Source organism: Nocardia sp. NPDC004604, assembly GCF_040609795.1.
In the GTDB taxonomy this organism is placed as follows: Bacteria; Actinomycetota; Actinomycetes; order Mycobacteriales; family Mycobacteriaceae; genus Nocardia.
Genome location: NZ_JBEXLC010000098.1, coordinates 1 through 23,946, shown reverse-complemented (window position 1 = coordinate 23,946; position 23,946 = coordinate 1). Strand labels below are relative to the sequence as shown.

Annotated in this window: 25 protein-coding genes and 2 pseudogenes; 13 read left to right on the top strand and 14 right to left on the bottom strand. The window is 65.8% G+C overall.

What is annotated here, in order from left to right; all coding sequences use genetic code 11:
• Nucleotides 1-191: 191 nt before the first annotated feature.
• Both ABZW16_RS29715 and ABZW16_RS29710 read left to right on the top strand, forming a co-directional pair.
• Nucleotides 192-536, top strand: coding sequence for a hypothetical protein (locus tag ABZW16_RS29715; protein ID WP_354959378.1), 345 nt, complete (start codon nucleotides 192-194; stop codon nucleotides 534-536).
• A gap of 259 nt (nucleotides 537-795) precedes the next feature.
• The gene (locus ABZW16_RS29710; protein ID WP_354959377.1) at nucleotides 796-1,161 is read left to right on the top strand and encodes a zinc-binding dehydrogenase; all 366 of its coding nucleotides are present in this window, start codon (nucleotides 796-798) and stop codon (nucleotides 1,159-1,161) included.
• Here ABZW16_RS29710 and ABZW16_RS29705 read toward each other — a convergent pair.
• Nucleotides 1,125-1,661, bottom strand: a complete 537-nt coding sequence (locus ABZW16_RS29705; RefSeq protein ID WP_354959376.1) for a 2TM domain-containing protein — start codon at nucleotides 1,659-1,661, stop codon at nucleotides 1,125-1,127. The two genes, ABZW16_RS29710 and ABZW16_RS29705, sit on opposite strands and share 37 nt — an antisense overlap.
• A gap of 63 nt (nucleotides 1,662-1,724) precedes the next feature.
• Between ABZW16_RS29705 and ABZW16_RS29700 the strand changes: the two genes are divergently transcribed.
• Nucleotides 1,725-2,321 (top strand): TetR family transcriptional regulator C-terminal domain-containing protein, encoded by a 597-nt coding sequence (locus ABZW16_RS29700; RefSeq protein ID WP_354959375.1) that lies wholly within the window; start codon nucleotides 1,725-1,727, stop codon nucleotides 2,319-2,321.
• Nucleotides 2,322-2,592: 271 nt separating this feature from the next.
• On the opposite strand, the gene ABZW16_RS29695 is transcribed toward ABZW16_RS29700, so the two are convergent.
• Complete coding sequence (locus ABZW16_RS29695) at nucleotides 2,593-5,121, bottom strand: AAA family ATPase (RefSeq protein ID WP_354959374.1); 2,529 nt, start codon at nucleotides 5,119-5,121, stop codon at nucleotides 2,593-2,595.
• Nucleotides 5,122-5,499: 378 nt separating this feature from the next.
• Between ABZW16_RS29695 and ABZW16_RS29690 the strand changes: the two genes are divergently transcribed.
• Nucleotides 5,500-5,682, top strand: a complete 183-nt coding sequence (locus ABZW16_RS29690) for a hypothetical protein (protein ID WP_354959373.1) — start codon at nucleotides 5,500-5,502, stop codon at nucleotides 5,680-5,682.
• A 23-nt stretch (nucleotides 5,683-5,705) separates the two neighbouring features.
• On the opposite strand, the gene ptsP is transcribed toward ABZW16_RS29690, so the two are convergent.
• From ptsP to ABZW16_RS29670, 4 genes are read right to left on the bottom strand one after another with little or no spacing between them, the layout of a single operon-like run.
• Nucleotides 5,706-8,159, bottom strand: a complete 2,454-nt coding sequence (ptsP, locus tag ABZW16_RS29685) for a phosphoenolpyruvate--protein phosphotransferase (RefSeq protein ID WP_354959372.1) — start codon at nucleotides 8,157-8,159, stop codon at nucleotides 5,706-5,708.
• Nucleotides 8,156-8,773, bottom strand: a complete 618-nt coding sequence (dhaL, locus tag ABZW16_RS29680; protein ID WP_354959371.1) for a dihydroxyacetone kinase subunit DhaL — start codon at nucleotides 8,771-8,773, stop codon at nucleotides 8,156-8,158. Before dhaL ends, ptsP begins: the two co-directional genes overlap by 4 nt.
• A gap of 1 nt (nucleotide 8,774) precedes the next feature.
• Entirely contained in the window at nucleotides 8,775-9,776 is a 1,002-nt protein-coding gene (dhaK, locus tag ABZW16_RS29675) for a dihydroxyacetone kinase subunit DhaK (protein WP_354959370.1), read from the bottom strand.
• 14 nt (nucleotides 9,777-9,790) lie between these two features.
• Nucleotides 9,791-10,537, bottom strand: a complete 747-nt coding sequence (locus ABZW16_RS29670) for an MIP/aquaporin family protein (protein ID WP_354959369.1) — start codon at nucleotides 10,535-10,537, stop codon at nucleotides 9,791-9,793.
• A gap of 66 nt (nucleotides 10,538-10,603) precedes the next feature.
• On the opposite strand from ABZW16_RS29670, the gene ABZW16_RS29665 reads away from it, so the two are divergent.
• A complete protein-coding gene (locus tag ABZW16_RS29665; RefSeq protein ID WP_354959368.1) occupies nucleotides 10,604-11,380 on the top strand; it encodes an IclR family transcriptional regulator C-terminal domain-containing protein in 777 nt (258 codons plus the stop codon).
• 317 nt (nucleotides 11,381-11,697) lie between these two features.
• Here ABZW16_RS29665 and ABZW16_RS29660 read toward each other — a convergent pair whose 3' ends face one another.
• Complete coding sequence (locus tag ABZW16_RS29660; RefSeq protein WP_354959390.1) at nucleotides 11,698-12,099, bottom strand: lyase family protein; 402 nt, start codon at nucleotides 12,097-12,099, stop codon at nucleotides 11,698-11,700.
• A pseudogene (locus tag ABZW16_RS29655) lies at nucleotides 12,088-12,321 on the bottom strand (4-hydroxyphenyl-beta-ketoacyl-CoA hydrolase); the annotation flags it as partial. The pseudogene ABZW16_RS29655 and the gene ABZW16_RS29660, both read right to left, overlap by 12 nt.
• A 495-nt stretch (nucleotides 12,322-12,816) precedes the next feature.
• Here ABZW16_RS29655 and ABZW16_RS29650 point away from each other — a divergent pair.
• Both ABZW16_RS29650 and ABZW16_RS29645 read left to right on the top strand, forming a co-directional pair.
• Complete coding sequence (locus ABZW16_RS29650) at nucleotides 12,817-13,551, top strand: hypothetical protein (protein ID WP_354959367.1); 735 nt, start codon at nucleotides 12,817-12,819, stop codon at nucleotides 13,549-13,551.
• 327 nt (nucleotides 13,552-13,878) lie between these two features.
• Nucleotides 13,879-15,162: an FAD-dependent monooxygenase gene (locus ABZW16_RS29645; protein ID WP_354959389.1), complete on the top strand. Its 1,284-nt coding sequence runs from the start codon at nucleotides 13,879-13,881 to the stop codon at nucleotides 15,160-15,162.
• Nucleotides 15,163-15,201: 39 nt separating this feature from the next.
• Here ABZW16_RS29645 and ABZW16_RS29640 read toward each other — a convergent pair whose 3' ends face one another.
• Nucleotides 15,202-16,704: an MFS transporter gene (locus tag ABZW16_RS29640; RefSeq protein WP_354959366.1), complete on the bottom strand. Its 1,503-nt coding sequence runs from the start codon at nucleotides 16,702-16,704 to the stop codon at nucleotides 15,202-15,204.
• Nucleotides 16,701-17,063, bottom strand: coding sequence for a VOC family protein (locus tag ABZW16_RS29635; RefSeq protein ID WP_354959365.1), 363 nt, complete (start codon nucleotides 17,061-17,063; stop codon nucleotides 16,701-16,703). Before ABZW16_RS29635 ends, ABZW16_RS29640 begins: the two co-directional genes overlap by 4 nt.
• Nucleotides 17,064-17,196: 133 nt before the next feature.
• Here ABZW16_RS29635 and ABZW16_RS29630 point away from each other — a divergent pair, with 133 nt between their 5' ends.
• Nucleotides 17,197-18,180 (top strand): sigma-70 family RNA polymerase sigma factor, encoded by a 984-nt coding sequence (locus tag ABZW16_RS29630; RefSeq protein WP_354959388.1) that lies wholly within the window; start codon nucleotides 17,197-17,199, stop codon nucleotides 18,178-18,180.
• Between the two features lie 65 nt (nucleotides 18,181-18,245).
• On the opposite strand, the gene ABZW16_RS29625 is transcribed toward ABZW16_RS29630, so the two are convergent.
• Nucleotides 18,246-18,377 carry a hypothetical protein gene (locus ABZW16_RS29625; RefSeq protein WP_354959364.1) on the bottom strand — a complete coding sequence of 44 codons (132 nt, stop codon included), beginning with the start codon at nucleotides 18,375-18,377 and terminating at the stop codon, nucleotides 18,246-18,248.
• Nucleotides 18,374-18,907, bottom strand: coding sequence for a hypothetical protein (locus ABZW16_RS29620; RefSeq protein WP_354959363.1), 534 nt, complete (start codon nucleotides 18,905-18,907; stop codon nucleotides 18,374-18,376). The genes ABZW16_RS29625 and ABZW16_RS29620 overlap by 4 nt, the downstream gene beginning before the upstream one ends.
• A gap of 83 nt (nucleotides 18,908-18,990) precedes the next feature.
• On the opposite strand from ABZW16_RS29620, the gene ABZW16_RS29615 reads away from it, so the two are divergent.
• The 3 genes and pseudogenes from ABZW16_RS29615 to ABZW16_RS29605 form a co-directional block, all read left to right on the top strand.
• Nucleotides 18,991-19,368, top strand: a complete 378-nt coding sequence (locus ABZW16_RS29615) for a hypothetical protein (RefSeq protein ID WP_354959362.1) — start codon at nucleotides 18,991-18,993, stop codon at nucleotides 19,366-19,368.
• A 27-nt stretch (nucleotides 19,369-19,395) separates the two neighbouring features.
• Nucleotides 19,396-19,722, top strand: coding sequence for a hypothetical protein (locus ABZW16_RS29610; protein ID WP_354959361.1), 327 nt, complete (start codon nucleotides 19,396-19,398; stop codon nucleotides 19,720-19,722).
• A gap of 352 nt (nucleotides 19,723-20,074) precedes the next feature.
• A pseudogene (locus ABZW16_RS29605) lies at nucleotides 20,075-20,358 on the top strand (acyl-CoA desaturase); the annotation flags it as partial.
• Between the two features lie 456 nt (nucleotides 20,359-20,814).
• On the opposite strand, the gene ABZW16_RS29600 reads toward ABZW16_RS29605, so the two are convergent.
• Entirely contained in the window at nucleotides 20,815-21,294 is a 480-nt protein-coding gene (locus ABZW16_RS29600) for a MarR family transcriptional regulator (RefSeq protein ID WP_354959360.1), read from the bottom strand.
• Nucleotides 21,295-21,393: 99 nt separating this feature from the next.
• Between ABZW16_RS29600 and ABZW16_RS29595 the strand changes: the two genes are divergently transcribed.
• A complete protein-coding gene (locus tag ABZW16_RS29595; protein WP_354959359.1) occupies nucleotides 21,394-22,914 on the top strand; it encodes an MFS transporter in 1,521 nt (506 codons plus the stop codon).
• A 4-nt stretch (nucleotides 22,915-22,918) separates the two neighbouring features.
• Nucleotides 22,919-23,248 (top strand): hypothetical protein, encoded by a 330-nt coding sequence (locus tag ABZW16_RS29590; protein ID WP_354959358.1) that lies wholly within the window; start codon nucleotides 22,919-22,921, stop codon nucleotides 23,246-23,248.
• A gap of 273 nt (nucleotides 23,249-23,521) precedes the next feature.
• Here the strand turns inward: ABZW16_RS29590 and ABZW16_RS29585 are convergent, their stop codons facing one another.
• Nucleotides 23,522-23,824 (bottom strand): hypothetical protein, encoded by a 303-nt coding sequence (locus ABZW16_RS29585; RefSeq protein ID WP_354959357.1) that lies wholly within the window; start codon nucleotides 23,822-23,824, stop codon nucleotides 23,522-23,524.
• Nucleotides 23,825-23,946: the final 122 nt, after the last annotated feature.

Sequence of the window (23,946 nt, the reverse complement as noted above, 5' to 3'; positions counted from 1 at the left end):
CTGACGATGTCCGATCCAAGGCAGCCATCGGCTCTGGGAATCCTTCCACGATGTGACGTGGATCGAGACTGTTCAACGCCAAACCACCGGCCCCGGCCCACCGCACAGACGATCCGAGAGTTGTGTCCGGGCCGCGCCAGTGTTATTTTCCGCGCGGTCCGTCCGGCGCGGCCCTCGATCAATGTGCAGAGGTGGGGGCCGCCGGTCCACGGGTGATTCTCGTGCACGGCGTCCAAGCCGCCGCGCCAACATGGTTCGCACAGCAGCCGCTGGCGGACCACATGCGACTCGAGGTCGTCGTACGACCCGATCACCGTGATGGCGCACTGTTTCGTGGCGGAGACTATCTGCGCGACGCCGATGAGCTGATCGGCTTACTCGCCGGTGAACCGGCGCATCTGGTCGGTTCCGGCTACGGGTCGCTCAGTTGTGTGGTGGCCGCGGCCGAGAGACCGCACGGAGTCGAATCACTGACGTTGATCGAACCGACCTACATCGGGGTGCTGCCCCATCCGGCGATCCTGGACATGTGCTAGCGCTGGTAGCGAAAACGCCGGCAGGATCTGGCTGAATTCGCCGCCGGATTCGGCAGATTGGCGGGGCTGTCGACCGGTACCGAATTCACCGCCGAACACTGGGAGGCTGTCGAGAGACTGCGCGAGTGCCGGCCACCCTGGGACGCCCGCTTGCCACTGGAAGCCATTGCCCAGTGGGGCATTCCGACCCAGGTGTATTCCGGTGGCCATTCCCCTGTCCTGACTGCGGTCGCCGCCACGGTCGCTGCCGGTGCCGATGGTGAGCACGTCGAACTGGTGGGTAGAGAACACCGGCGGCAGCGGCTCGGTCGCGCTCTACGCGATCCAGATGGCCAAGAAGGCCGGTGCCCTCGTCATCGCCACGGCCGGCCGCTTGGATAACCAAGACGCGGCGATGGCCGCGGGCGCCGACCTGGTTCTCGATGATCGTCGAGACGATACTCTCGACCGGATTCTGGAGCTGGCACCGCTCGGGGCCGACCGTATCGTGGACGCCGCGTTCGGCACGAACCTACTGGTCACCAGCAGGGTCGTCGCGCAGGGAGGCGCCATCACCGGCTATGCCTCAGGCGCACGGGCCGGTGCCGGTCAGCTGGACTTTTCACGTCGGGGGGCGAAGGTGTAGCTGAAAGAGATCAGGAAATCGATGACGAGGACGATGCCCCACGGGCCCAACACCATCCACAGCGGTGCGGTGCGCGCGGTGTCGCCGACCAGCAGGGTGAAGACGGCGAGAACTCCGCCCGCGACGACGTAGGCCGCCAGGTGCCGGAACCATTGGGACCGTTCACGAGCGGCATGGGCGCGTCCGGTCTTGGGAGGCCGTTCCGGGCGCGGACCTCCGGCGAACCGGTAGGCGAAGCGCTGGTCTGCCCAGTCGATCATCTGCGGTCCGAAGGCCACGGACACGCCGATATAGATCGCGGCGAGCCCGTGTGCTGTACCTGCCTGCCCGCCGGTGCGCAGGTCGATCACCGACACCGCCAGCAGCACCACGTCGACCAGCGGCACGCAAGCCAGCAGGATCGTGCTCAGCTGCCGCGCCGAGGTCAAGTACCGGACTGCGAGGCCGAGCAGCAGCAGCGCCCAGAACCCGATCTCACACCCGATGATCACCGCAATCATGGCATCCCCTTTTTCACACGGTCGTGTTGAAATAAAATAGCACGACCGTGTGAAAATAGCCTCGTGCCCAAGATCGTGGATCACGGCGAACGCCGCACCGAACTTGCCGAAGCCGTCTGCCGGGTGATCGCGCGCGACGGAGTGCAGGAGGTGTCGGTGCGCACGGTGGCCGCGGAGGCGGGGTGGTCCACCGGCACGCTGCGGTACTACTTCACCAGCCGCGCTGAACTGCTGGCCTCGGCGTGCGCACTGGTCATCGAGCGCGTCAGCGCGCGGATCGGCGAACTTCGGCAGACCGGAGACATCCGCTGGACGGTCCGCGCGGCGCTGTTGGAGACCATGCCCCTGGATGAACGCCGCCGCACAGAGGAAACCGTTGCCTTCTCGTTCCTGGCGCTCGGCCTGGGCGATCCGGCGCTGGCGGCGGTCCAGCGCACGCATTTCGAAGCGATGTACCGCCTCTGCCGGTCCCTGATCGACGCCCTCGGTGACCTGAATCTCCTGGCGGACAACGCAATTCCTCGTGAGGCTGCGGCTCGGCGGCTCCATGCCGTCGTCGACGGCCTCGCCCTGCAGGGACTCGCGAGGCATCTCGATCCGAAAGAGATGACCGCACAGCTCGACTCATATCTGAACGACCTGATCGTCCCTGAAAATTGAGCATGCCGCGCGGCCGTGCGTCGCCATAACTTCCAGACCGCTCCATGGTCGTGCGCCCGGCCCTGACCCTCACAGGCGCACGATCATGGACTTGCGTGACCGGCCCCCGCCCATGCAGCGTCGCTGATCCGTTTCGGCCGGTCTCTGGGTCCACGGCCAGCCACACCCTCACGAACAACAGTCCCGGTGAATTCGGTATTCACCGATATGCGGATTCTTGTCCCTGGCGGCCATCACGGTTGGCAAATGACACTCGCAGGCGCTCGGTCCGTCATCGTAACTGGGACGCCCGCCGACGGGATTCACGAGTGGCGCGTTCGCGTTCCGCCGACGGTAGTAGCGCCAGGATGTCCCGGCGAGAGTTGATCGCGAATTTGGACAGGACCGAAGCGAGTTGCCCATCGACCGTGCGGGTCGAGGTGCCGCGGCGCGTGGCGATCATGGCGTTGGTTAGGCCGGTGGCCGCCAGCACCGCGACTTCCTGCTCGGCGCCGGTCAATTCCCTCCACACAGGGTGCTCGAGCTCGGTGGACGGCCAGCCTGTGGGCAGCTTCTGCGGCGCCACCAAACTGTCGGCGAGCACGACAACGGTCGGCATCTGCTCTCCCCGACGAGCCATGGCGTCGAACGCCTTGTCTCCCAGGACTTTCCGAGCGATGTCGATCGCATGGCGCGTCCTGGCGGCGAAGGGCTTCAGATTCACGATGTCGAGTCCGATCTGCCTGCGCACCGGCTCGATGCTGCCCGACACCTGGGCGATGTCGCTCGCCCATCGCACAACGTGGTCTGTCACCGAGTCAGTGCCCGAGCTGCTGATGAGCTCGGCGAGAGCCCAGGACCGAATGTGTATGCCCCACACACAGCACCATTGATCCCGCATAGGAATCTGTTGCGCCAGACCCGCATTGCACAGCGCCACGGCCTCAGTTGGGTTGCCATGCTCCGACAGCGCGATCGCACGGGCGAATTGGGCATGGGAGGTTGCCCATTGGGCGCCCGCTGCCGCGGTACCGGCCAGGTGCTCCCCGGTCACACGCAGGGCTTGGTCCGGGGTCCCATAGAAGCAGGCTGCCAACGCCTCGAACAGGCCCGCCATCCCGACGCCACCCAGATGGCCTGCCGCGGTGAACTTGGTTCGGGCGCGAGCCAACAGCGCAATGGCTGCCGGGTCGCCATCGGCCAGCAACAATTTGCTGCCCCACAGGTAGTCCACTTCGGGTGGCAATCCGAGATCAACGGTCGGGTTCGCACGCCAATCTGCATGTGCCGCTGCTCCGAGGCACGCGTCGATGCACCGCGCCAACAGCATTTCGGCCTCGTCGGGGAGTCCCTGGCACACGCTGAGCCATCCGATCCACGCGTGCGTCGATATCTCCAGCTCGGTGGGGCAGCGTCCGTGCTCGAGGGCCGCGGCCAGGCTGCGTTCGGCCAATCTGCGGAATTCACGCAGGGAACCACGCAAGAAGGGCAGCCGGGACGCGATGAGATCGACCGCCATTTCCGCCCCGATCACCACCTCGTCGGGGTCAAAGGTGCTGCTACTGATCGCAGTCGCGATGTTGTCCCATTCCGCGCGGGCCCGAGCCAGGAGTTCCTGCTCGTCGGAGGTGACCCAGCCGGTGCACAGAACCGCTACGTACTCGCGATAGTGGTGACGGTGGCGGGCGGCGAGCAGGCGGTGTTCGGCCTCGCTGCGTTCCCGCAGGCGGTCGTGGGCGAACATACGGAAGCTCTCGAGCAGCGAATACCGCACGATTTCGGGGCCGACATGCAGCAAGACCAGAGAACGGTCGACCAATTGCTCGAGCAGGGCCTCGATTTCGTGTGCAACCAAGCCATCGAGATCCGCACCTGCGCATACGATCTGGATCGTTTCGAGGTCGGCACCGATATCGAAGATGACGGTTTCTCGATCGGTCTCGGCGTCGTCGGGATGGATGTCGTATCCGGCCGCGAAGACCGACAGGCGTTCGAACAGCAGCCGTTCCTTCGGGCCGCACAACTCGTATGACCAGCCGATGACGGTGCCGATATCGCGGTGCCGTTCATCGAGGCCGGCCCGGAATGCCGGTGACCAGCGCAGCCGTCGATCATCCAGGGTTTCGCCGTCGAGGTCACTCAGGATCGCCGGAAGCGGCTGGTAGCGCAGTCTGGCGGCGGCGAGTCGGATATGAAATGGGTAAAAGTGCAAATGCTGGCAGATCTGCTCCACCAAGCCCGCATCGGCGGCGGGTATGGGACGACCGGTGAGTTCGGCGCGCTGCCGGAACAACGCGACGGCCTGATCGCGGGCCAACGGCGGGATTGTGACGATTTGCTCCTCTACCCAGCCGATCGCCGTCCTGCTGGTGGCCAGGATGATCAATCCTGGTATCGCGGCAAGTAATTCAGCGATCACTTGGCCGACCCCATCCAACACGTGCTCACAGTTGTCCAGCACCAGGATCGTGGGCAACACCCGTCCGGCCGCATCGGTACGGCGCAATTTGTCGACCAGCGCCTGGACCCCGGACCTGCTCGAGAAGTCGCCGTCGTGAATGGCGGTGACCATCTCCTCCTCGACCGCGCAGGCCGTGGCGTGCTGAGGCAGCTTGGCCAGGTGTACCCACGGCACCGGCGGATGGCCGGACCGACGCAACCCCGCGGTCACCGCCGAGGCGAGACGTGTCTTCCCGATGCCTCCCGGCCCGACCAATGTGACCATCCGGGCGGAGTCCGACAGCACGGCAGAAATGCGCTCGAGCTCTCGTTCGCGCCCGACGAGCCCTTCGTCGCCTATCGGTATACCGACGTTGTTCATCGGCGTACCTACCTCGGACAAATTCGGACCAGCGACATGGTCGCAGAGCCTAGTGGTTTGTTCGCACTTCGTCCCCTTGACGTCGATGAACGCACGATTCGGTCACCCAATCAGCAAGTACCGAAGTATCGCTGCTGCCGCGCCATCGAGAAGCTATGGCACGACCGGGGATGACCACGCCAGGCGGGCGCCAGCGCCGCCCGAACACAGCCGGCAACCGGAATCCAGCGCCGACGCATCCACGGGGCGATCGACCTGACCACGGGCGCGAACACGCCCCGAGGTTGCCTGTGCGTCAAGACCGTTCAGGCCGGCGCACCCGACGCGCACGCCGCACGCCAGGACGCCGTCACTGTCCGGAAGGCCGGCGAGACAGCCTTGCGCAGGCGGCTCGAACAGGCCACCGACCTGCCGTCCCGCTATGAACCGGCGACCTTGGCTGCACTCGTTCACACGATCTCGGACGGCATCGCCGTCCAGGCCGCCGCCGGGCGCAACCGCGACGAGCTGTGGCAGCTCGCCAACTTGGCGCTGCGGGCCCTCCTCGACGAAGGCGCGTAGACCAACTCCGCGACGAGATCGGGTCACCCTACGTGGGCATCGGCGTTACTGAGCGCCCTGCGTACCTCGGCTGCTGTACCGCACTGCAGAGCATGGGTTGCGAGGCGGATGCAGACCGATAGGTCTAGTTGGCGTATTGCCGCCTTGATCGTGGGGATGCTGCGCGGCGCCACGCTCAGCTCGGTGACACCAAGACCAAGCAGGATCGGGACTGCGGCCGGGTCCGCGGCGACCTCGCCGCACACGGCGACACGGGCGTTGCCGGCACCACGGCACACCATGTCGATCAGTCGCAGCACACCAGGGTCGAGAGGGTCGGCGAGGGCAGCGACCGCGTCGTTGCCACGTTCGGCAGCGAGCGCGTATTGGGTCAGATCATTGGTGCCGATACTGAAGAAGTCGACGTGGTCGGCGAACGCCGCGGTCTTGGCCGCGGTCGCTGGAACCTCCACCATGATCCCCACTTCGAGGTTTGCCGCCTGGGGCACGGTGTCGGCCAACAGTTTTCGTACCGCCTGTAGTTCCGTCAGGTCGGTGACCATCGGCAGCAGCACACTCACTGGATGGTCGGCCGCGACTCGGCCGATCGCGGTGAGCTGGTCGCGGAGCAACTGTGGTCGCTCCAGGGTCAGCCGGATGCCACGAACGCCGAGAAACGGGTTGGCCTCGGCACGCTGAGGGACGTACGGGAGCGGTTTGTCACCACCGACGTCGAGTGTTCGCAGCACGATGCGGCGCCCCTCCAAAGCCCCTGCGATGCCCAGGTACGCGTGCTCCTGCTCGTCGATGTCGGGCGCGTGATCGCGCCCGAGAAACAGGAATTCGGTGCGGACCAGCCCGGCCAGGTCCGCACCGCTGACCTTGGCAGCCACAGCTTCCGCAACGGAAGCGATGTTCGCGGCGACATGAACCTCGACACCGTCGAGGGTCGTGGCCGGTTGGTTCGCCGTTGCGGCATCGGCCCGCAATCGCGCGCGCTGTTCGGCTGCGAGCGTCTCGAATTCAGCCAGCGTCGAACCATCCGGCGCTACCACAAGACGTCCGGTTCCACCGTCGAGCGCGACCGTGGTCCCAGCAACGACCTCGAGAACCCACGACCCCGCGCCGACCACGGCGGGAATCCCACTGGCGCGGGCCAGGATTACGCTGTGGGAGGTCGAACTATCCTGCGCCAGTATGATTCCGATGACCGACGCCGGGTCGAGATCGGCAACCTGTGCCGGGGTGAGGTCAGGCGCAATCACAACACCCACGGGGGACACCGTTTCATGCACGTCCCCAAGTAGGCTGCCCAATACCTGATCACGGACGGCCCGCAGATCGGCGGCCCGTGTCCGCTGATAGTCATCGGACAGTTGCTGAACTTCGGCTGCGGCGGCATCGAGCGCGCCGGCCCACGCCGCAGCTGCGGATGTGCCCGCGTCGATTTCGCGCCTAACGGTGTCAAGTAACTCCTCATCCTCGAGAAGGAGCAGGTGCGCCTCGAAGATCCCGGAGGCGGAACCCGCACGCCGAGAGGCAGCGGTAATCTCGATCCGCACCGTAGCCAATGCCTGTGCGAACCTTGCCCATTCGTCGTCCGGCGTGCCGGTCGGCTGCTGCGGGATGTCGAGCTCTGACGAGACTAATGGCCACGCCGGGCCGATACCGATACCGGGGGATGCGGGGAAGGGCCCGGTTGGCCCCGAAGCCGAAACAGACATCTCCGGTTCGGCTATCTCATCGAACCGTCGTGCGGCGAGTCCGATCACGCGCGCGACCGCGGCCTGCGCGTCCAAACCCGTTGCGCTGACTTCGAGTCGATGGCCGGCCAAGGCGCCCAAGGCGGCAACCCGGCTGAGGCTTGCCGCCGAGACCGGGCCGGTGCCGGTGGTGAGGTTGCGCAATCGGACCTTAGCGCGGCAGCCCCGCAATTCGGTGACGAGTCGCGCTGCCGGACGGGCATGGAGACCATGCTCGTTCTCCACAGTGAACACCGCGACCGCGGCTTCGAGGTCGTCACTCGCCCCGCCGCCGCCTTCCGACGCGGGTTCACCCCCACCGACAGGTTCGCCGGCTTCCCCTGAGTCGGTCGGACTCGGGCGGAGTTGAGTCCGCTTGCCCAGCAAGGCGTTCTCCGCTTCGGATGCGACCTCATCGAGACCCGCGCCACCGCTGGCGCACACGGAGGCGGTGATCAGTCCCTCCACGATCGGGGCGCCGCACAGCCGCACGCGGTGCGGTGCGGCGAGCAGGTCGAGCGCGAGTTCGGCCGACAGTACGGCACTGCCGAGATCCATGAGCACGAGCACGCCATCGCCGGAATCCGCCGCGGCGATGGCCTGTGCCACCGCGACCGCGTCGGTGCCGAGGGTAGTGGCGTCCAACCCTGCCGCGATCTCGATACGCACCTGCTGGTCGTGCAACATCTCCGTGGCCAATTCCACGGCGGCCCGTGCCAGCGGGAAGCTGTGGGAGACAACAACGATGCCGATCATCGCGCCGCCCGCTGGGCCGCCAGAACCAGGAGTCTCGCACTGGCCGCGCCCGGATCCGCGTGTCCCACACTGCGTTCCCCGAGGTATGAGGCGCGGCCCTTACGGGCCTGCATGGGTTTGGTCGCGTCCAGTCCCGCTGTGGCCGCTGCCACCGCGGCGTCGAGCGCCCACATCAAATCGCCTCCCGCTGTGGCGCTTTCGTAGAGAATGTCGGCCACCGGCGCGAGCGCGTCGTACATGGTCTTGTCCCCGGGCTCGGCTTTGCCCCGGGCCACGATTCCCTCGAGTCCGGCGCGGAACGCGGTGGCGAAACCCGCGATGTCGAGTTGGGCATCCGTGACAGCGGCGCACCGGAGAAAGAAGGTGCCGTACAACGGCCCACTGGCGCCGCCGACCGTCTGGATGAGCGCCATCCCGGTCCGCTTCAACGCATCCGCGGCACTGGTGGGCGGGTTCGCGTCGAGCGCGGCCACGGCCGCCGCCGTTCCACGTCGCATATTGCCGCCGTGATCGGCATCGCCGATGGCGGCATCGAGCTCGGTGAGCTGATCGACGTTCTCGTCGATCAGCGTGGCGAACTCACGAATCCACAACGTCGGATCGATCACGGTCATCTCACACTCCCCATCGCAGCGCCGGAGTCCGCACCGGCGCATCCCACAGAGTCACCATTTCCTCGTCCACCTTGGTGAGCGTCACCGAGCATCCGGCCATGTCCAGCGAGGTGACGTAGGGCCCCACCAGTGACCGTGCGATCGTCACACCGTGTCCGCGCAGGATGCGTGCGACCTCCTCGAACATCACATACAGCTCGAGCAGCGGTGTCGCGCCCATCCCGTTGAGGAAGCAGATCACGGCATCGTCGCGGGTGAACGGCAGATCCGACAAGATCGGCTCGACAAGCATCTGCGCGACCTCGCGCGCCGAGGCCGACGGCACCCGGCGACGGCCGGGCTCGCCGTGAATGCCGATGCCGATTTCGATTTCGGTGTCGCCCAATTCGAAGGTCGGCTTTCCGGCAGCGGGCACCGTGCACGATGTCAACGCCATACCCATGCTGCGGGAATTCGAGTTCACCGCGCGCGCGAGCTCGGCGATCGCCGCGAGCGGGCGGCCCTGTTCGGCGGCGGCTCCCGCGATCTTCTCCACCATGAGCGTGCCGCCGACACCGCGTCTCCCGGCGGTGTAGAGGCTGTCCTGAACCGCTACATCGTCATCGACCAGCACTGTCGATACCGCGATGCTGGTTTCGGCCGCCGCCAGTTCGGCGGCCATCTCGAAATTCATGACATCACCGGTGTAGTTCTTCACGATGTACAACACACCCGCACCGGTATCGACGGCGGTGGTCGCCGCCAAGATCTGGTCGGGCACCGGAGACGTGAAAACCTCTCCGGCGCAAGCGGCGTCGAGCATGCCGGTGCCGACGAATCCGGCATGCAGGGGCTCGTGCCCGGAGCCTCCTCCGGATACCAGACCGACCTTGCCGGGTTTCGGTTCATCGGCACGCAATACGAGCTTGTTCTTCTCGTCGACGCGCAATTCGGGATGGGCGGCGGCCATCCCGGCCAGGGCCTCGGCGACGACGTCCGAGGGATTGTTGATGAGCTTCTTCATATTTCGGTTCCTCTTCAGGCGGTGGTATCGACGGATGCGGGCGCCTCGGCGCCAGTGGCGGTGCGGACCAGGGCACCGGCGGTCAGGGCCGCGGCGGCTCCGGCGAGCAATTCCGCGGCCAGGTACACCGGTGCCTGGCTCCAGGACACATGCCTGCCCCAAAGCTGTTGCACCAGCATCGGTCCCAGCGTCCGCGCGGGGTTGATGGAGGCGCCGGTGGCCGGGGCGACCGGAATGATCGCCGCGAAGACGACGAGTCCGATCGCCAGGCCTGCGAAACCCGGTGCCGCGTTGCGATGGATGACGAGCAGCACGATCAGCACGAGGATGAAAGTGCCCACGAACTCGGCGATAAACGCTCGACCGGCGCCGACGCCCGCACCGTACGTGGCGACGCCCAGTCCGAGTTCGCTGGCTCGGTCACCCAGCACCTCGACGATGGCCAATGCGCCGATTGCGGCTCCCGCCAGTTGTGCGGCCAGATACGCGGGCACGCGCCGCCAAGGGAATTGCCCGGACAGGGCGAGCCCCAGCGTCACGGCCGGGTTGATGTGGTTGCCCGATACGTGTCCGAAGGCGTACGCGGTGCCGACGACGACCGTGCCGAATGCCAGCGAGATCATGCCGAGGTCAGCCATCGTGAACGGCGCGTTGCCGTTGACGATGAGCGTCGCCGGGACCGATCCGACGCCGATGAACACGAGGAATGCCGTGCCGAGAACTTCCGCCGCAAGCTGTTGCGGCGTACGCAGTCCATCCATGAGATTCTCCAGAGAGAGTTTCGAACTAGATTCGACATTGTCGAAAGTGTTTCGTAGAGTACGTTGATGTTGCGTACATCACAAGACCCGGAAGGGGGCTATGTGATTCAGTCCGTCGACAGGGCGGTCCGCATCCTGTTCGCATTGCAGGGTGCACGGCGGATGACCCTGTCCGAGTTGGCGGCCGAGCTCGGGTTGCCGGTGACGACCGTGCACGGCATCGTGCGCACCCTGGTCGCACACGGAGTGGTGGTGCAAGAGGGCGGCGGCGGGCGATATCGGCTCGGGCCGGCGGTCCTGCGCATGGGCAACGTCTATCTGGATACCCTCGACCTGCGGGCTCGCTCACTGACGTGGGCGCACGACCTCGCGCACCGCACCGGCCTGGCAGTGCGGGTCGGGGTGCTGCTCGGCAGCGACGTTGTAGTCATCCATCACGAGCCACGACCGGACGGCAGCCGCCAAATGCCCGAAACCGGCATCGAAATCCCCTCGCACGCCAGCGCATTGGGCAAGTCCATCCTCGCCTTCATGCCATCGGACAGCTGGCCCGCCGACCTGCACAGCATGACCGCCGAAACCATCACCGCGACACCGGCGTTGGCTGATCACCTCATCGCCGTCACGGCCACCGGGCTGGCGTTCGAGTGCGACGAAGCGGTACTGGGCGAATCCGGCATCGCCGGCGCCGTTTTCGACCGCACGGGTGTTGTCGGGTCCGTCGGAGTTGTCGTGCCGACCACCGACTGGCCCGCCGACGAGTCGGTCATCGAAGCCGTCCGCACCACCGCGCGAACCATTTCGAGAGAACTGGGATCCAGCCGATGGCCGGGGCTCGGCTGAGAACGGCCGAGTTGCCATCGGTGTCGACGGTTCCAGGGGTAGTGATCGACATCCGTGTGCTGATCAGGACCGCACTATGTCGACGACATCGTCGGCGCTGAGCCGGTAGAAAGCGTGTGCGAGCCCACGGGCGGCTCGAGGTAGCCGACCGGCGACTCACCCTATTCAAGAGTTGCCCTGGCCAGCTTGCTGGTCGAGCTCCTGCCCGACGTCAGCGCATGGGCGCATCGGTGCGGCCCAGCCGAGGCGGGGCACGGGTTTAGCTGTGGCCATGTCGCGTTCGATGCCGTGTGCTTGGTTGTCGATTTCCCCCATGGTTATTCGTCCTCCTCGACCGATGGTTGCCGTGCCGCGTCCTCCCCGAGGTCGGCCAGTGTGCCGACCGCGCCTCCCAGTTGGACCGCCAGTCGTTCCCTGCGCAGCCGCTCGAGCCGGTCCGAGGCCGCGACTAGGCCGCCCAGCCATTCGGCCGCGGTCAGTCCGAATGTCACCGGGGGAGCCTGCTGCAGCAGACTTCGCCCGGCCATGACTGTGTCTGTGTGGGTTTCGGCCAGCTGGGCGAGGAGATCGGCGCACGCGCGCAAGTCACGGTCCAGCGCGGAAAGGGCGCGTGCGGTCACGAGCATGGCGGCGGTGTCCATGACGTCTTGGCTGGTTGCGCCCAGGTGTACATATCCGGCGGCCTCCGGTGCCAGACGAGCGGTGATGAAGCCGCGCACGCCGTAGTCGGTGACGAGTCGGCTGGCCTGCGCGATGGCGGCCTGCGGGCCCACGGACCCGAACGGGATCAGCACGTCGGCGTGGGCGGCGGCGCGCTCGGCGATCTCCTCGCTGGACAGCGCGGGATGGCCGGTGGCAGTGGTGGCGTCGACGGTGAACACCACCGCCGCCATTCCCGCGGCTCGGTATCGCGCGGCCATGTCGTCCACCGTCGGAGTCCGGCCGAGTTGCCATCGGGGTCGAAGGGCTACAACGGCGATGTTCCAGTTCACGTACACGCCCGACAAACCCGTCGTTGGTCGTCGGTATACCGATGTCGAACAAACCAGGTTCCAGCGACATATCGGGAAAGCCGATGGTTTGTTCGCGTCCGACCCCCGTGACTTCGGATAACGGCGGAATGCACCTGCTATCGGTAATCGACGATCGCGCTGCTGATGCCGTCGAACTGCCTATTCGCCAAGTGTGAGCTCCGGTCGCCCTCGAGGATTGGAAGGAAATGGTCGTTCTCCCGCATTACGACGCCATGCGCAACCGAGACCTTCACGTTTCCACCATCGCAGTCGATTCGCGGCCACCATCTGCCAGGAATCCTTCGGAGGCGTGAAATGGATCGAGACTATTCATCGGAAAGCTCCCAGCGGCCATTCGCGGCACCGGGGGTCCGGGGTTTGTGCCGGGGTCGTGCTGGTGTTGTTTTCCGGACGGTTCGTCCCGTGCCGTCGATCATGGATGTGGAGCCGTGGGGTGGGGTCGGCCCGCGGGTGATTCTGGTGCATGGTGTGCAGGCCGCGGAGTCGACGTGGTTCGCGCAGCGGCCGTTGGCGGATCGGATGCGGCTCGAGGTCGTCGTGCGGCCCGATCACCGTGCGGGCGCGCTGTTTCGGGGTGGGGATTATCTGCGCGATGCCGATGAGCTGGCCGGTCTGCTCGCCGGCGAACCGGCGCACCTGGTCGGTTCCGGTTATGGTGCGCTCGCTTGTGTGGTGGCCGCGGGCCAGCGACCGCACCGGGTCGAATCGTTGACGTTGATCGAGCCGACCTGTATCGGGATGTTGGCGCATCCGGCGATCCTGGACATGTGCCAGCGCTGGTGGCGTGAACGCCCGCAGGATCTGGCCGAGTTCGCCGCGCGTTTCGGTCGGTTGGCGGGGCTGCCGACCGGTGTCGAATTCACCGCCGAGCATTGGGACGCTGTGAAGAGGCTGCGAGAGTGCCGCCCGCCCTGGGACGCGCGTCTGCCGTTGGAAGCCATCGCCCAGTGGGGCATTCCGACTCAGGTGTATTCCGGCGGTCATTCCCCCGTCCTGACCGCGGTCGCGGCCACGGTCGCCACGGGTGCCGGTGGTGAGCACGTCGAGCTGGTGGGCAGGGAGCATGCGGTCCAGACATTGGGCGCGCCGTTCAACGACCGTCTGCAGCAGCACATCGACCACGCACACCAAGCGTGAAGCTATCGAGTTTCACGCCCGGCCCTGTATGCGGATGTATTTGGGCGAGCCGGCCCTCCACAATGCATCAACGGACGCCGGAATGCGCACTGCGCAAAGCAGTATCGCCCCACGCAGCGAGTCCAGGCGCGCCTGTGCGATTCCCCGCCTGGGTGAAAGCACGCGGGCATCGGGTCGAATTCGGCTGTGCGAAACCCGAATTGGCCTCCCAATGATGGGGAGCACTGAATCGGCGGCGCTGAGCGACCGCCTAACACTCGGCTCGTGCGGACGTGAATCACGTTCCAACAGAAGGAAACCACAATGATCGAGAGCGCAACGCCAGCAATCCGCAGAGTAGCCGCCCGGAGTGAGACCAGTCAGAAAAGGGTACTAGTAGTCGGCATGGGTGTCAGCGGACTCGCTACGGCCGCGCGGCTGCGCGAGGCCGGGTGGACGCCGGTGGTCGTCGAACGCGCCTCGGGTAGACGGACGGGCGGCTACTTCGTACTGCTGTTCGGTGCGGGCCGCGCGGCCGCGCAGCGATTGGGCATCCTCGATGCGATGCACAATCGCACGACGACTACACCGACGCTCGACTTCGACCGCAACGGCCGCGCCCGCAACACCGCGCCGCTCAGCGACTTGCCGGGAGCGCCATGGATGATGCTGCGCGGCGACGCCGAGCAAGCCGCGTACTCGGCCCTGCCCGACGATGTGGAGCTTCGATTCTCGACCGTGCCGACCGCGATCGAGCAGGACGAGGAGGGGGTGACGGTTACCCTGCTCGACACGGAGACGGACACCTCGGTCACCGAGCGGTTCGACTTGGTTGTCGGCGCGGACGGATTGCGATCGACGGTGCGCGCCCTGGTGTTCGGCCCGCACTCGAAGTACCTGCGGCGACTGAATTACATGATCGCCGCCTTCGAATTCCCCGGCACCCCTTCGGGTCTCGCACCACGCCAGGGCGCGACACTGTTCGAGCCCCACCGATCAATGTGGGTGTTCCCGTTCGCCGACCACGATCCCACCATCCTGCTCACCTATCGCACCGACGACGTCGACGCCGAGTTCATCCAGCCACCCGTGGACCGCATTCGCGCCGCCTTCGGCCCCCGGCCGCTGGGCAGTATTCTCGGCGAGGCCGTCGACGCTCTGGAGTCGACCGACACGATGCTGTTCGACTCGGCGGAGCAGGTGCGCATGGATGCCTGGCATCGCGGCCGAGTGGTCCTGGTGGGGGACGCCGCGTGGTGTGTGACCTTGTACGCCGGCATGGGCGTCTCCACCGGTTTCATCGGCGCGCAGCTGTTGGGCGTCATGCTCGAGCGTCACCCCGGCGACATCACCGCCGCGTTGAGCGCCTGGGAGGGGGCGCTGCGCCCCTATATCGTTCACCTTCAGGACAAGGCCATCGACCAGCGCCGAATCTTCGTGATGGACAACCGATTCCAAATCCTGCTGCGTCGCACGGTGCCCCTGCTGACGCGGACCGCACTCGGCAGACGCATCGCCGACCGGGTGATCGACGCCGAAGACATCGTCAAGTACAAGAATGCCGATATTATCGCCGAGATTCTCCGCGAACTCCCGCCGGTCGATCGGCAAGAGCGGACGACCCTTGTCTGAACTGCCCGAACGCAGTTCAGACAAGGCCGCGCACATCCTTTACCGTGTCTCCGCGACCTTCTCGGCCAGAGGGTTGCGTGGTGTTGGGTCGACACGCTCGAACAGCATCACAATCAGCAGCCCTCCGATCACCATCAGCGTGGCCCCGATGCGGAAAGCCAGGGCATAGCCGGTCGTCACCGCGGCGTCGACGGGCAGGCCGCGGTGGAGCTGATGATCGGTGTACCGCACAGCGATTGTCACCAGAACGGCGAGGCCGAGCGCGCTGCCGATCTGTTGCATCGTGTTCTGCACTCCCGAAGCCAGCCCTGAGTCCTGGACGGTCACCCCGTGCAGAGCGGCATTAGTAGCGGCGGGCATCGTGGCCCCCGCGAATATTCCGAACACGATCATTCCTGGCAATATCCCGCTGGGATAGGACGTGGCGGTGTCGATGCCGCTCGTCAGCAGCAAACCCACGCCCGCACCGATGAAGCCGGTGGCGGCCACCGCCTTGACGCCGAAGCGGGGCGTCGTCGCGGTACCCAGGCCGATTCCGATACCGATCGCGAATCCCAGTGGAAGCCACGCCAATCCACTCCGCAGCGGCGAATAGCCCAGCACATTCTGCTCGAAGAAGGTCAGCATGAAGGTGTAGGAGATGAACGCCGACATGAAGAACAACGACGTGCCGTTGACGACCGACCTGGTCCGGTTGGCGAAGAACGTCAATGGAATCAGTGGATTGCGCACCCGATGCTCGATGACGACCGTCGAACCGAGCAGACCGATGCCCGCGACGAGCGGTAGTACCACGCGCACGGATCCCCACGGATGGTCCGCTGCCGACAGCAGCGCGAAGACGAGCGCGAACAGTCCGCCGGTCGAGGTGATCGCCCCGGTGACATCGAGCCCGAAGTCCTTCTCGCGCACCATCCGGCTCTCGGCGACGATTCGGGGCAGAATCATCAGGACCAGCACGGCGACAGGCACATTGATGTAGAAGATCCAGCGCCAGGACGCGAGGTCGGTCAGGACGCCACCGACGATGTAGCCGAGGGTTCCTCCCAGTGCCACCAGCCCGCCCCACAGGCCCAGGGCCTTGTTCCGCTCCTTCGGATCGGTGAACAGCAGCGCGATCATCCCGAGCGATGCGGGGGCGGCCACCGCCTCGGCGACCCCCTGACCGAACCGGCCCGCGACCATCATCGCCGGGGCGACGGCCGCACCGCACACGGCCGACGCCGTTGCGAACAGGACCACACCGGTCAACAGCAGCCGTCGGCGGCCGAACACGTCGCCCAGGCGCCCGCCCAACAGCAACAACCCGCCCGACATCAGCACATAGCCGTTCACGACCCACGTCAGCCCGGACGGAGTGAAGCCGAGAGACTCCTGGATCCGCGGCAGCGCGACATTCACGATGGTCATGTCGAGCAGGATCATGAACTGCAGCCCGCACAACAGAGCCAGCGCCCACCAGCGTCTCGGATCCGCGGGCGTGAGATCGGCACGCTCGACAGTCGAACCGGCGTTTGCGACGGTGGTGTCTTCCGTGGTCATGCGTGGCTCCTCACGCCGATGTTATTGCCGTCGAGGTCGGTGAACACCGCGATTCGACCCATGGGGGTAGTCCGCGGCTCCATTGTTCGGCGGGCGCCGAGTCGTTGTGCTCGCTCCAGCGCGCGATCGACGTCCTCGACGGGGAAGTACACGACGATCCCGGTGTACGGGCTGTCCGGACCCCACTGTCCGATCCCGCCCGTGGCGGGGCCGTCGGGTGCGCCCACCAGTGCGTAGGTCTCGTCGAGAGCGTTCACAGGCCACTCGAAAACTTCCTGGTAGAACCGTCGTGCGCGGGGGGCGTCGGGCGTGGAGATGTCGAACCACGCGGGTGCGTAGTGCTGTCCGTTTGCTGTCATGAGAGTCCTCCTCAGCCGGGGAGGGAATGTCCGGCGAGTGTAGGACTGTGGAGATGAGGCAGAATCGTCGCTTGTGAGCAAAGTTTCTTCCGCGGCGGCTTCGGAGGCGGCGGAGCGTGAGCGCGAACCTGAGCTGGTCTGCGCTCGAGACGGGGACCATACGGCGTTCACGCGCCTGGTGGGACCGTTGCAGCGAGAGTTGCACGCGCATTGCTACCGGATGCTCGGCTCCACTCACGACGCCGACGATGCATTGCAGGAAGCACTGATTCGGGCTTGGCGGGCGTTCGCAGGTTTCGAAGGACGGAGCACGTTGCGCTCATGGCTCTACACTGTGGCCACCCGAACGTGTCTGGACGTGATCGGTGCGCGGGGCAAGCGAGCCCTGCCCGTCGACCTGGGGCCGTCCAGTGACCGGGCCGGCCTCACTCGTGACCCGTTGAACGATGTCGCGTGGCTGGGTCCGTATCCGGATTCGGCTCTGCGGGCCGGGCCGGAAGCACGCTATGAACTGTGGGAAACGGTGGAGCTCGCGTTCATTGCCGCCCTACAGCACCTACCGGGCAACCAACGGGCCGCACTGCTGTTGTTCGATGTTCTCGGCTTCTCCGCCGCCGAGATCGCCTCCACGATGGATACCACTGTCACGTCGGTGAACTCCGCACTGGCGCGAGCCCGCAGGGTCCTCGCCGAGAAAGTGCCCTCGCCCACCCAGCAGCAGACACTGCGCCAGATCGGCGATCAGCAGCTGCAACAAATCGTTGCCGCCTACTGTGACGCACTGGAACGGGGTGACGCCGACGCTCTCGTCGCCTTGCTGACCGAGGACGTCACCTGGTCGATGCCTCCACTCCCGGATTGGTATCACGGTCTGGACGCGGTCACCGACTTCGCTGTGCGAGTGCCCCTGAGCCGGTGTGGCGCCTGGCGGCACATCCCGATCACCGCCAACGGCCAGGCAGCCGTGGCCAGCTACCTGCGGAGCGACGGGACGGGCGCCTACCTTCCCTGGGCGATCAATGTACTGACCTTGCGGGGTACACGGATCGCCGAAATCACGTCGTTCCTCGGCTCCGGTCACCTGCAGACCTTCGGCCTGCCGGCCGCACTGTCGTGAACACGTAATACGTTGCCGGCTCTCAACTCCGGCCGACCAAGACCGTGCCCGCACCTCGACGTGACTCATCCTCCGTGGTGGCGAAGGTGTTGTATCGCTGTGTCTCGAGCGGTGAGGAGGTCGTTGCCGTGTTCGAGCACCCATTGGCCGAGCGCTTGCATCGGTCCGACGACAAGACTGATACCCAGACTGGTCAATCGATAGTCGACGCGAGGTGGGCCCTGTGTGTACCTGTGGCGATCCAGCCGTCATGGGAGTTGATGGTCGCCAACGCCAGTATCGAATTCGTGCCCGTGTGCACGATCGGCGAGGAAGCCAAGGTGATCTCAGGACGACCGTGAGGCGAGCCGGCTAGGAGGTCGCGTGCGCGGTCGATGCGCTGGTGCAGGAGCCATTGCAGGGGACTGGATCCCGTTTCCGCGCGGAAGCGACGGGTCGGGGTGCGGGTGCTGACGTGGGCGGCCAGTTCACGCAGGGTGAGTGGTTCGTCGAGTCGTTCCAATGCCCAGGAACGGGTTTCGGCCAGCGCGGCAACTGTTTCCGGCGGCAGCGGGGTTTCGATGAACTGCGCCTGGCCGCCGGGTCGGATGGGCGCGACGACGGCCAAACGCGCCAATGCATTGGCCACCGCCGCACCATGATCGCGGCGCACGATGGGCACGCACCGGTCCAGCCCGGCGGCCAATCCGGCCGAGGTGAGGATCTGGCCATCATCGACGAAGAGCACATCCTTGCAGGTAGACGGTGGGGAGGCCACCCAGGATCGGCGTCAGCAACCCGCCGAGCGACGGGAGAACCGGTGCACTGCTCGTGGCCGCACCGGTGGTGCTCGCCATCGTCGGCGCAACCGCGGTCGGCGCTCCGGTGGCCGGTGTCGCAGGTCTGCTGGCGGCTCCGGTGATCGTTGCCGGATTGGCCGGTGGGCTGGCGGTCGGCGGTGAGGCGTTGCTGGTGATCGGGTTGCCGGTCGTCGGCGGTCTCGCGCTGGCGGTGCTCGGCGGGCTGGGTCTGCTGGCCGGGGATCGGCCTGCCGGTGCTCGCCGGCGGTGGCGACCGCATCGACATCACCAGTGCCGCAGGCGAACACAGACCTACCTCGTCCACACGGTCACCACCGGCATCAGCAAAACCGACCCACCGCCTTGGCCCATCGGGCGTAGGTCTGCGAGGTGGTTGAACACACCGTAGCCGCCGCCGATCTGGGTGTGGCCGAGGATGACGGCCAGGCCGGTGGAGCGGGGTGCGCGCCCCGCCGGGGCCCTCGTCGGGGTGGTCACGCTGACCATCGCGGCGCTGTCCGGTGGCATCCTCGGCAGGGGACCGGTCGAGCAAGGCCCGGGACGCGACAGCCGCGCCCCGGTCATTCCGGTAGCACCGGGCCGGGCGAGATCCCGGCCGAGCAAACACCGCGAGCGCGGTGGTCACCGCAGCGGGCTCGATCTGCCCGGCCGATGCGGCAGACTGCTGATCACGTTGGGGCACAGGGTGTTCCGTGATCGGTATCGCTCCGAGGAGCAGAGCCGATGCGCAGATAGGGAGTAGGCCGCTGAGGATGTGGCGCGCGAGGTGTTCGGTATCGCCAATGGATGCGCCTGTCGGATACGGGATCTCCGGGTGGGTTCACTCACGAAGATCGATGGCCGGGACCCGAGCCCCATCCACCGACTTCGTGATGGTGGCTACCGGTCGGCGAATTCTCGACGCCGCAGTGCGGCGTCGAGCAGCGACAGTCGACAGGGGATGAATCGGTGAGCTCGACAATCATGACATTGTCGACGGAAACGGCTACGGACACGATCCGCGGTGCGACCGCCGAAACAACCAAGTCCGGCCCTGCGTGGTTCCCGCTATGGGATGTCTCACAGGCGGATCGGCGGGAGGGGTAGGAAAGCCCGTGGCCGTCACGGATATTCAAGCGTTCGCTCACCTCAGCGAGGCCGACATCGAGGCGCTCGGACGCGAGCTCGACCAGATCCGCGCAGACGTCGAAAAATCACTGGGACAACCAGACGCCGACTACATCCGGCGGGCCATCAGGGTTCACCGTGGTCTCGAGCGACTGCGCGACTGCTGCTGTTTGCCGGGCGCTATCGGGTACCGCGGATGGCCGGGACGGTGATGCTGGCGGCCCCGAAGGTCATCGAGATGATGGAGCTCGGCCATAACATCAGCCACGGGTGTCAGCGGGGTGCTATCGCCGCCGCGGCGAAAGCACTGGGCATGACCCGCGACCGGGCCCGGCAGATCGCGGTCGATCACCCTGAACAGAATGTCATGGGCGCGAAGAGCTTTCGCGCACTGCTGACCCGCCGCACCCTGTACCCACAGGCACGGATCCGCGAACTCGCCCGCGCGATCGTCGGTGACCGCACCTTCGCCGACTTCACCCTCGACGCAGAACCTGGTGCACAGCCATACCGGACGGACCGCGCCCCCCTGGGATGCCGCGGCTGATTCTGCGTTGGGTCGGCGTCCGGGTCGCGAGGAGTAGCGCGGTTTGCAGTGAGATCCCTATTGCCGCAGCGCTTGTCAAGATGACGATGAAGAGAATTCTCATGAGTCCTCCGCGTGCTGAATGGCAGGTCTCCTGTATCACCCGCGCGACGGCGGTAGGGCATCGACAAGGACCGCCGGTCAGAGTTCTTTCGTCGAGGTGGTGGTTTGAAGGTCGGGGTGCGTGATATCGCGAAGTCCAGCGGCCGTGGACACGCGTTGAAGCAACTCGCCGAACACCTTGGCCTCATCCGGGGCTAGTCCGCCCAGCAGTTCGGCCTCGAATTTGTTGAGCACCGCTTCAGCCTGTGCGTAAAGCTCCCGGCCTGCAGGCAGCAGGTGGACTGCATGGGCGCGACGGTCGACAGGATGGCGGCGGCGTTCGACCAATCCACGCTGTTCGAGGTCGTCGACCAGGCCGACCATGACAGTGCGGTGGACGTCGAGCGGTTCGGCGAGCTGGTGTTGCGCCAGTCCATCGCGGTCGATGAGCAGGCTGAGCATGCCGAACTGGCGAGGGTGAAGACCCAACGGCGCCAGCAGTTCGGTGAACCGATCCTGCAGATGGAAGTCCAGCTTTCCAATGAGGCACACGACATGGTCGAAGAGCGGCAACGTCATGCACAAAACTATACCTGACATGGATATTAACACTCACCAATCATCCCATTTCTTTACTATCAAATAGACAAATAGTCCATCGAGCTACATACTTTGAGAGTGGTTACTAACGCCTCCATTTCGACACCTTCATCCCTCCCCGATGGCTCACCGCCAGACCCGAGGCGGTGGCTCGCCTTCGGGGTCGTACTGTCGGCCGGATTCATGGATCTGGTCGACACGACCATCGTCAACGTCGCCGCGCCGAGCATCCAGCGCGACCTGCACGCCGAATTCGCCCAGGTCGAATGGATCGTGTCGGCCTACGCTCTGGCCTTCGCCGCATTACTCATCGTCAGCGGGCGCCTGGGCGACATCTATGGCCGCAAGCGCGTGTTCCTCACCGGCCTGGCCGGATTCACGCTGGCCTCGCTGATGTGCGGGCTGGCCGTGAACCCGGCGATGCTCATCGCCTCCCGATTCGCCCAAGGCGCGATGTCCGGGCTGATGGTGGCACAGATCCTCGCCATCTTGCGGGTGTCGTTCGCGCCGCACGAGCGGGCGAAAGCGGTAGCAGCCTTCGGTGGGGTTACCGGTTCGTCAGTCGTGTTCGGGTTCGTGCTCGGCGGTGTGCTCGTGCAGTGGAACCTGTTCGGGCTGCAGTGGCGTCCAATGTTTCTGGTCAACATCCCCGTCGGCGTCGCCACGTTCGCGGCGGCGTGGTTCGTCGTGCGTGAATCCCGCTCGCCCGCGAAACCGAAAATCGACCCTATCGGAATCGCGCTGGCCGTGGCGGCAGTCACGCTGCTGGTCTACCCGTTCACGGAAGGGCGGCAACTGGGATGGCCCGCATGGACCTTCGCGATGATGGCCTGCGGGGCTGCCGCGCTCGCAGCGTTTGTCGCGTTTGAGCGCCACCGCTCGGCCACGACAGGGTCACCACTGGTCGAGTTCGCGGTGTTCGCATCCAAACCATTCAGCGTAGGAGCGGGCATGTGGTTCCTGTTCTGGGTAGCGCTTCCCGGCTTCTTCCTGGTGTGGACGCTGTACATGCAGTCCGGCCTCGGCTGGACCCCACTGCGCGCGGGCCTCACCGCCGCGCCCTACGCCATCGGCGTTGGAATCGGAGCTGCCAATGCTCCCACCAAGCTGGTCCCGCGGTTCGGCCGTAACGTGCTGGTGGCCGGAGCGTTGATCAACGCTTTGGGCTTCGCCGCATTCGCCTGGCTCGCATGGCACGACAGTGCTGGCGTCAGCTCCTGGCAAATCATCCCGATCCACCTAGTGTCGGGAATCGGAATGGGCATGGTCGTCGCACCGACTCTGGACATGCTGCTGGGCCATGTCCCATCCCACGACGCCGGCGCGGCATCCGGCCTGCTCAACACCCTCCAACAGGTCGGCTTCGCGTTCGGCGTCGCCCTCGCCGGAGTCGTCTTCTTCACCCGACTCGAACACCCACAGACAACCATCCAGGCGAACACGGAAATCTACTCGCACGCTTTCAGCTACACCCTGCGATACGTCGTCGGGCTGCTCATCGTGGTGGCACTGGGTTTTCTTGCGCTACCCAAAGAACCCCGCACAACCACTCCTGACCTCGAACCCGAAGCGTCGAGCACTATCGAAAGAAAGGCATAGCGTCATGAATGTACTGGTGGTAGGGCGTGAGGCCCACCTCGTCAACGCGTCGGTCGCGATCATCCACGAGCATGGCTTCCACGCTCTGGGAGTCACACGGGACGAGGAGGCGTTCGCCCACCTCGATACCGGCGCATTCGCCGCGGTCCTTGTCGGCAGCGGTGTCGAGTACTTCTCACGCGGACCGCTCAAACAGCACGCCGAGCCACATCGGACGGCAGTCCTCGAAGCAAGACGCATGCCGAATCAGACAGTTCAACAACACGTCCAGGACGTCATCGTGCCCCAGCTGCGGCTGCTCCACCAGGAATACAAAGAGGGCCCTTCTACGTAGCGGTTGGAACCCCTGGCAGCCAGCGGTGTTCGGATAGGTGATGCAGAGCCCGGCTGAGGTTCCCGAACGTGAGGGTTGTTTGGAGTTTCCTAGCCGTGTTGAACTACATACGGAATTGAGTGTCCCGTGTGGGCTGTGGTTGCGTGTCGTCCGTGTCCAGGCGCGCGAGCAGGCGCAGGCCGTCCTCGGTGGGGCTGTCGGGGGCTACCGAGAGCACGATCATTTCGAGGCCCGATTCATCTGGCAGTGCGCTGCGGAGTCGGCCTCGCCGGGCTATGGCAGTACGACGAGTGGTTTCCCGCGCAGATCGGTTCGCTGCCATGCGGTTTCGATGTCGCTCAGCGGAATCGTCGCCAGGTCGAAGGTGAGCTCGCCGGACCGTGTCCACTCTACGATCTGCCCGTACACCGTACCCATGGTCTCCGCGTCGAGTCCCTTGGCCGCACCGTAGATCTCGACTCCCGAGGTGCGCAGGCTCTCGGCGGTGAGGGTGAGCCCGCGGCCGGCGGACTCCCCAACCTGGATCAGGCGTGTCGGTTTCGGGAACGCGAACGACTCCAGAACCAGGGTGCGCAACAAGATCTCGGTCGGCCGTCCCCCGACTCGTGGGGGGGGAGAAAAAACTGGAACCGCACCCGGGGGGGTTTGGGTATTGTAGGGAGGGGGGTGATTACAGAAAGCCCACCAACACCAACAAC

What these genes read in the sequence shown, in the direction of transcription:
- ABZW16_RS29705 (WP_354959376.1), bottom strand. Translation starts at nt 1,661, where the DNA reads ATGATTGCGGTGATCATCGGGTGTGAGATCGGGTTCTGGGCGCTGCTG.
- ABZW16_RS29695 (WP_354959374.1), bottom strand. Translation starts at nt 5,121, where the DNA reads ATGAACAACGTCGGTATACCGATAGGCGACGAAGGGCTCGTCGGGCGC.
- ptsP (WP_354959372.1), bottom strand. Translation starts at nt 8,159, where the DNA reads ATGATCGGCATCGTTGTTGTCTCCCACAGCTTCCCGCTGGCACGGGCC.
- dhaL (WP_354959371.1), bottom strand. Translation starts at nt 8,773, where the DNA reads ATGACCGTGATCGATCCGACGTTGTGGATTCGTGAGTTCGCCACGCTG.
- dhaK (WP_354959370.1), bottom strand. Translation starts at nt 9,776, where the DNA reads ATGAAGAAGCTCATCAACAATCCCTCGGACGTCGTCGCCGAGGCCCTG.
- ABZW16_RS29670 (WP_354959369.1), bottom strand. Translation starts at nt 10,537, where the DNA reads ATGGATGGACTGCGTACGCCGCAACAGCTTGCGGCGGAAGTTCTCGGC.
- ABZW16_RS29665 (WP_354959368.1), top strand. Translation starts at nt 10,604, where the DNA reads ATGTTGCGTACATCACAAGACCCGGAAGGGGGCTATGTGATTCAGTCC.
- ABZW16_RS29640 (WP_354959366.1), bottom strand. Translation starts at nt 16,704, where the DNA reads ATGACCACGGAAGACACCACCGTCGCAAACGCCGGTTCGACTGTCGAG.
- ABZW16_RS29635 (WP_354959365.1), bottom strand. Translation starts at nt 17,063, where the DNA reads ATGACAGCAAACGGACAGCACTACGCACCCGCGTGGTTCGACATCTCC.
- ABZW16_RS29610 (WP_354959361.1), top strand. Translation starts at nt 19,396, where the DNA reads ATGACGGCCAGGCCGGTGGAGCGGGGTGCGCGCCCCGCCGGGGCCCTC.
- ABZW16_RS29600 (WP_354959360.1), bottom strand. Translation starts at nt 21,294, where the DNA reads ATGACGTTGCCGCTCTTCGACCATGTCGTGTGCCTCATTGGAAAGCTG.
- ABZW16_RS29590 (WP_354959358.1), top strand. Translation starts at nt 22,919, where the DNA reads ATGAATGTACTGGTGGTAGGGCGTGAGGCCCACCTCGTCAACGCGTCG.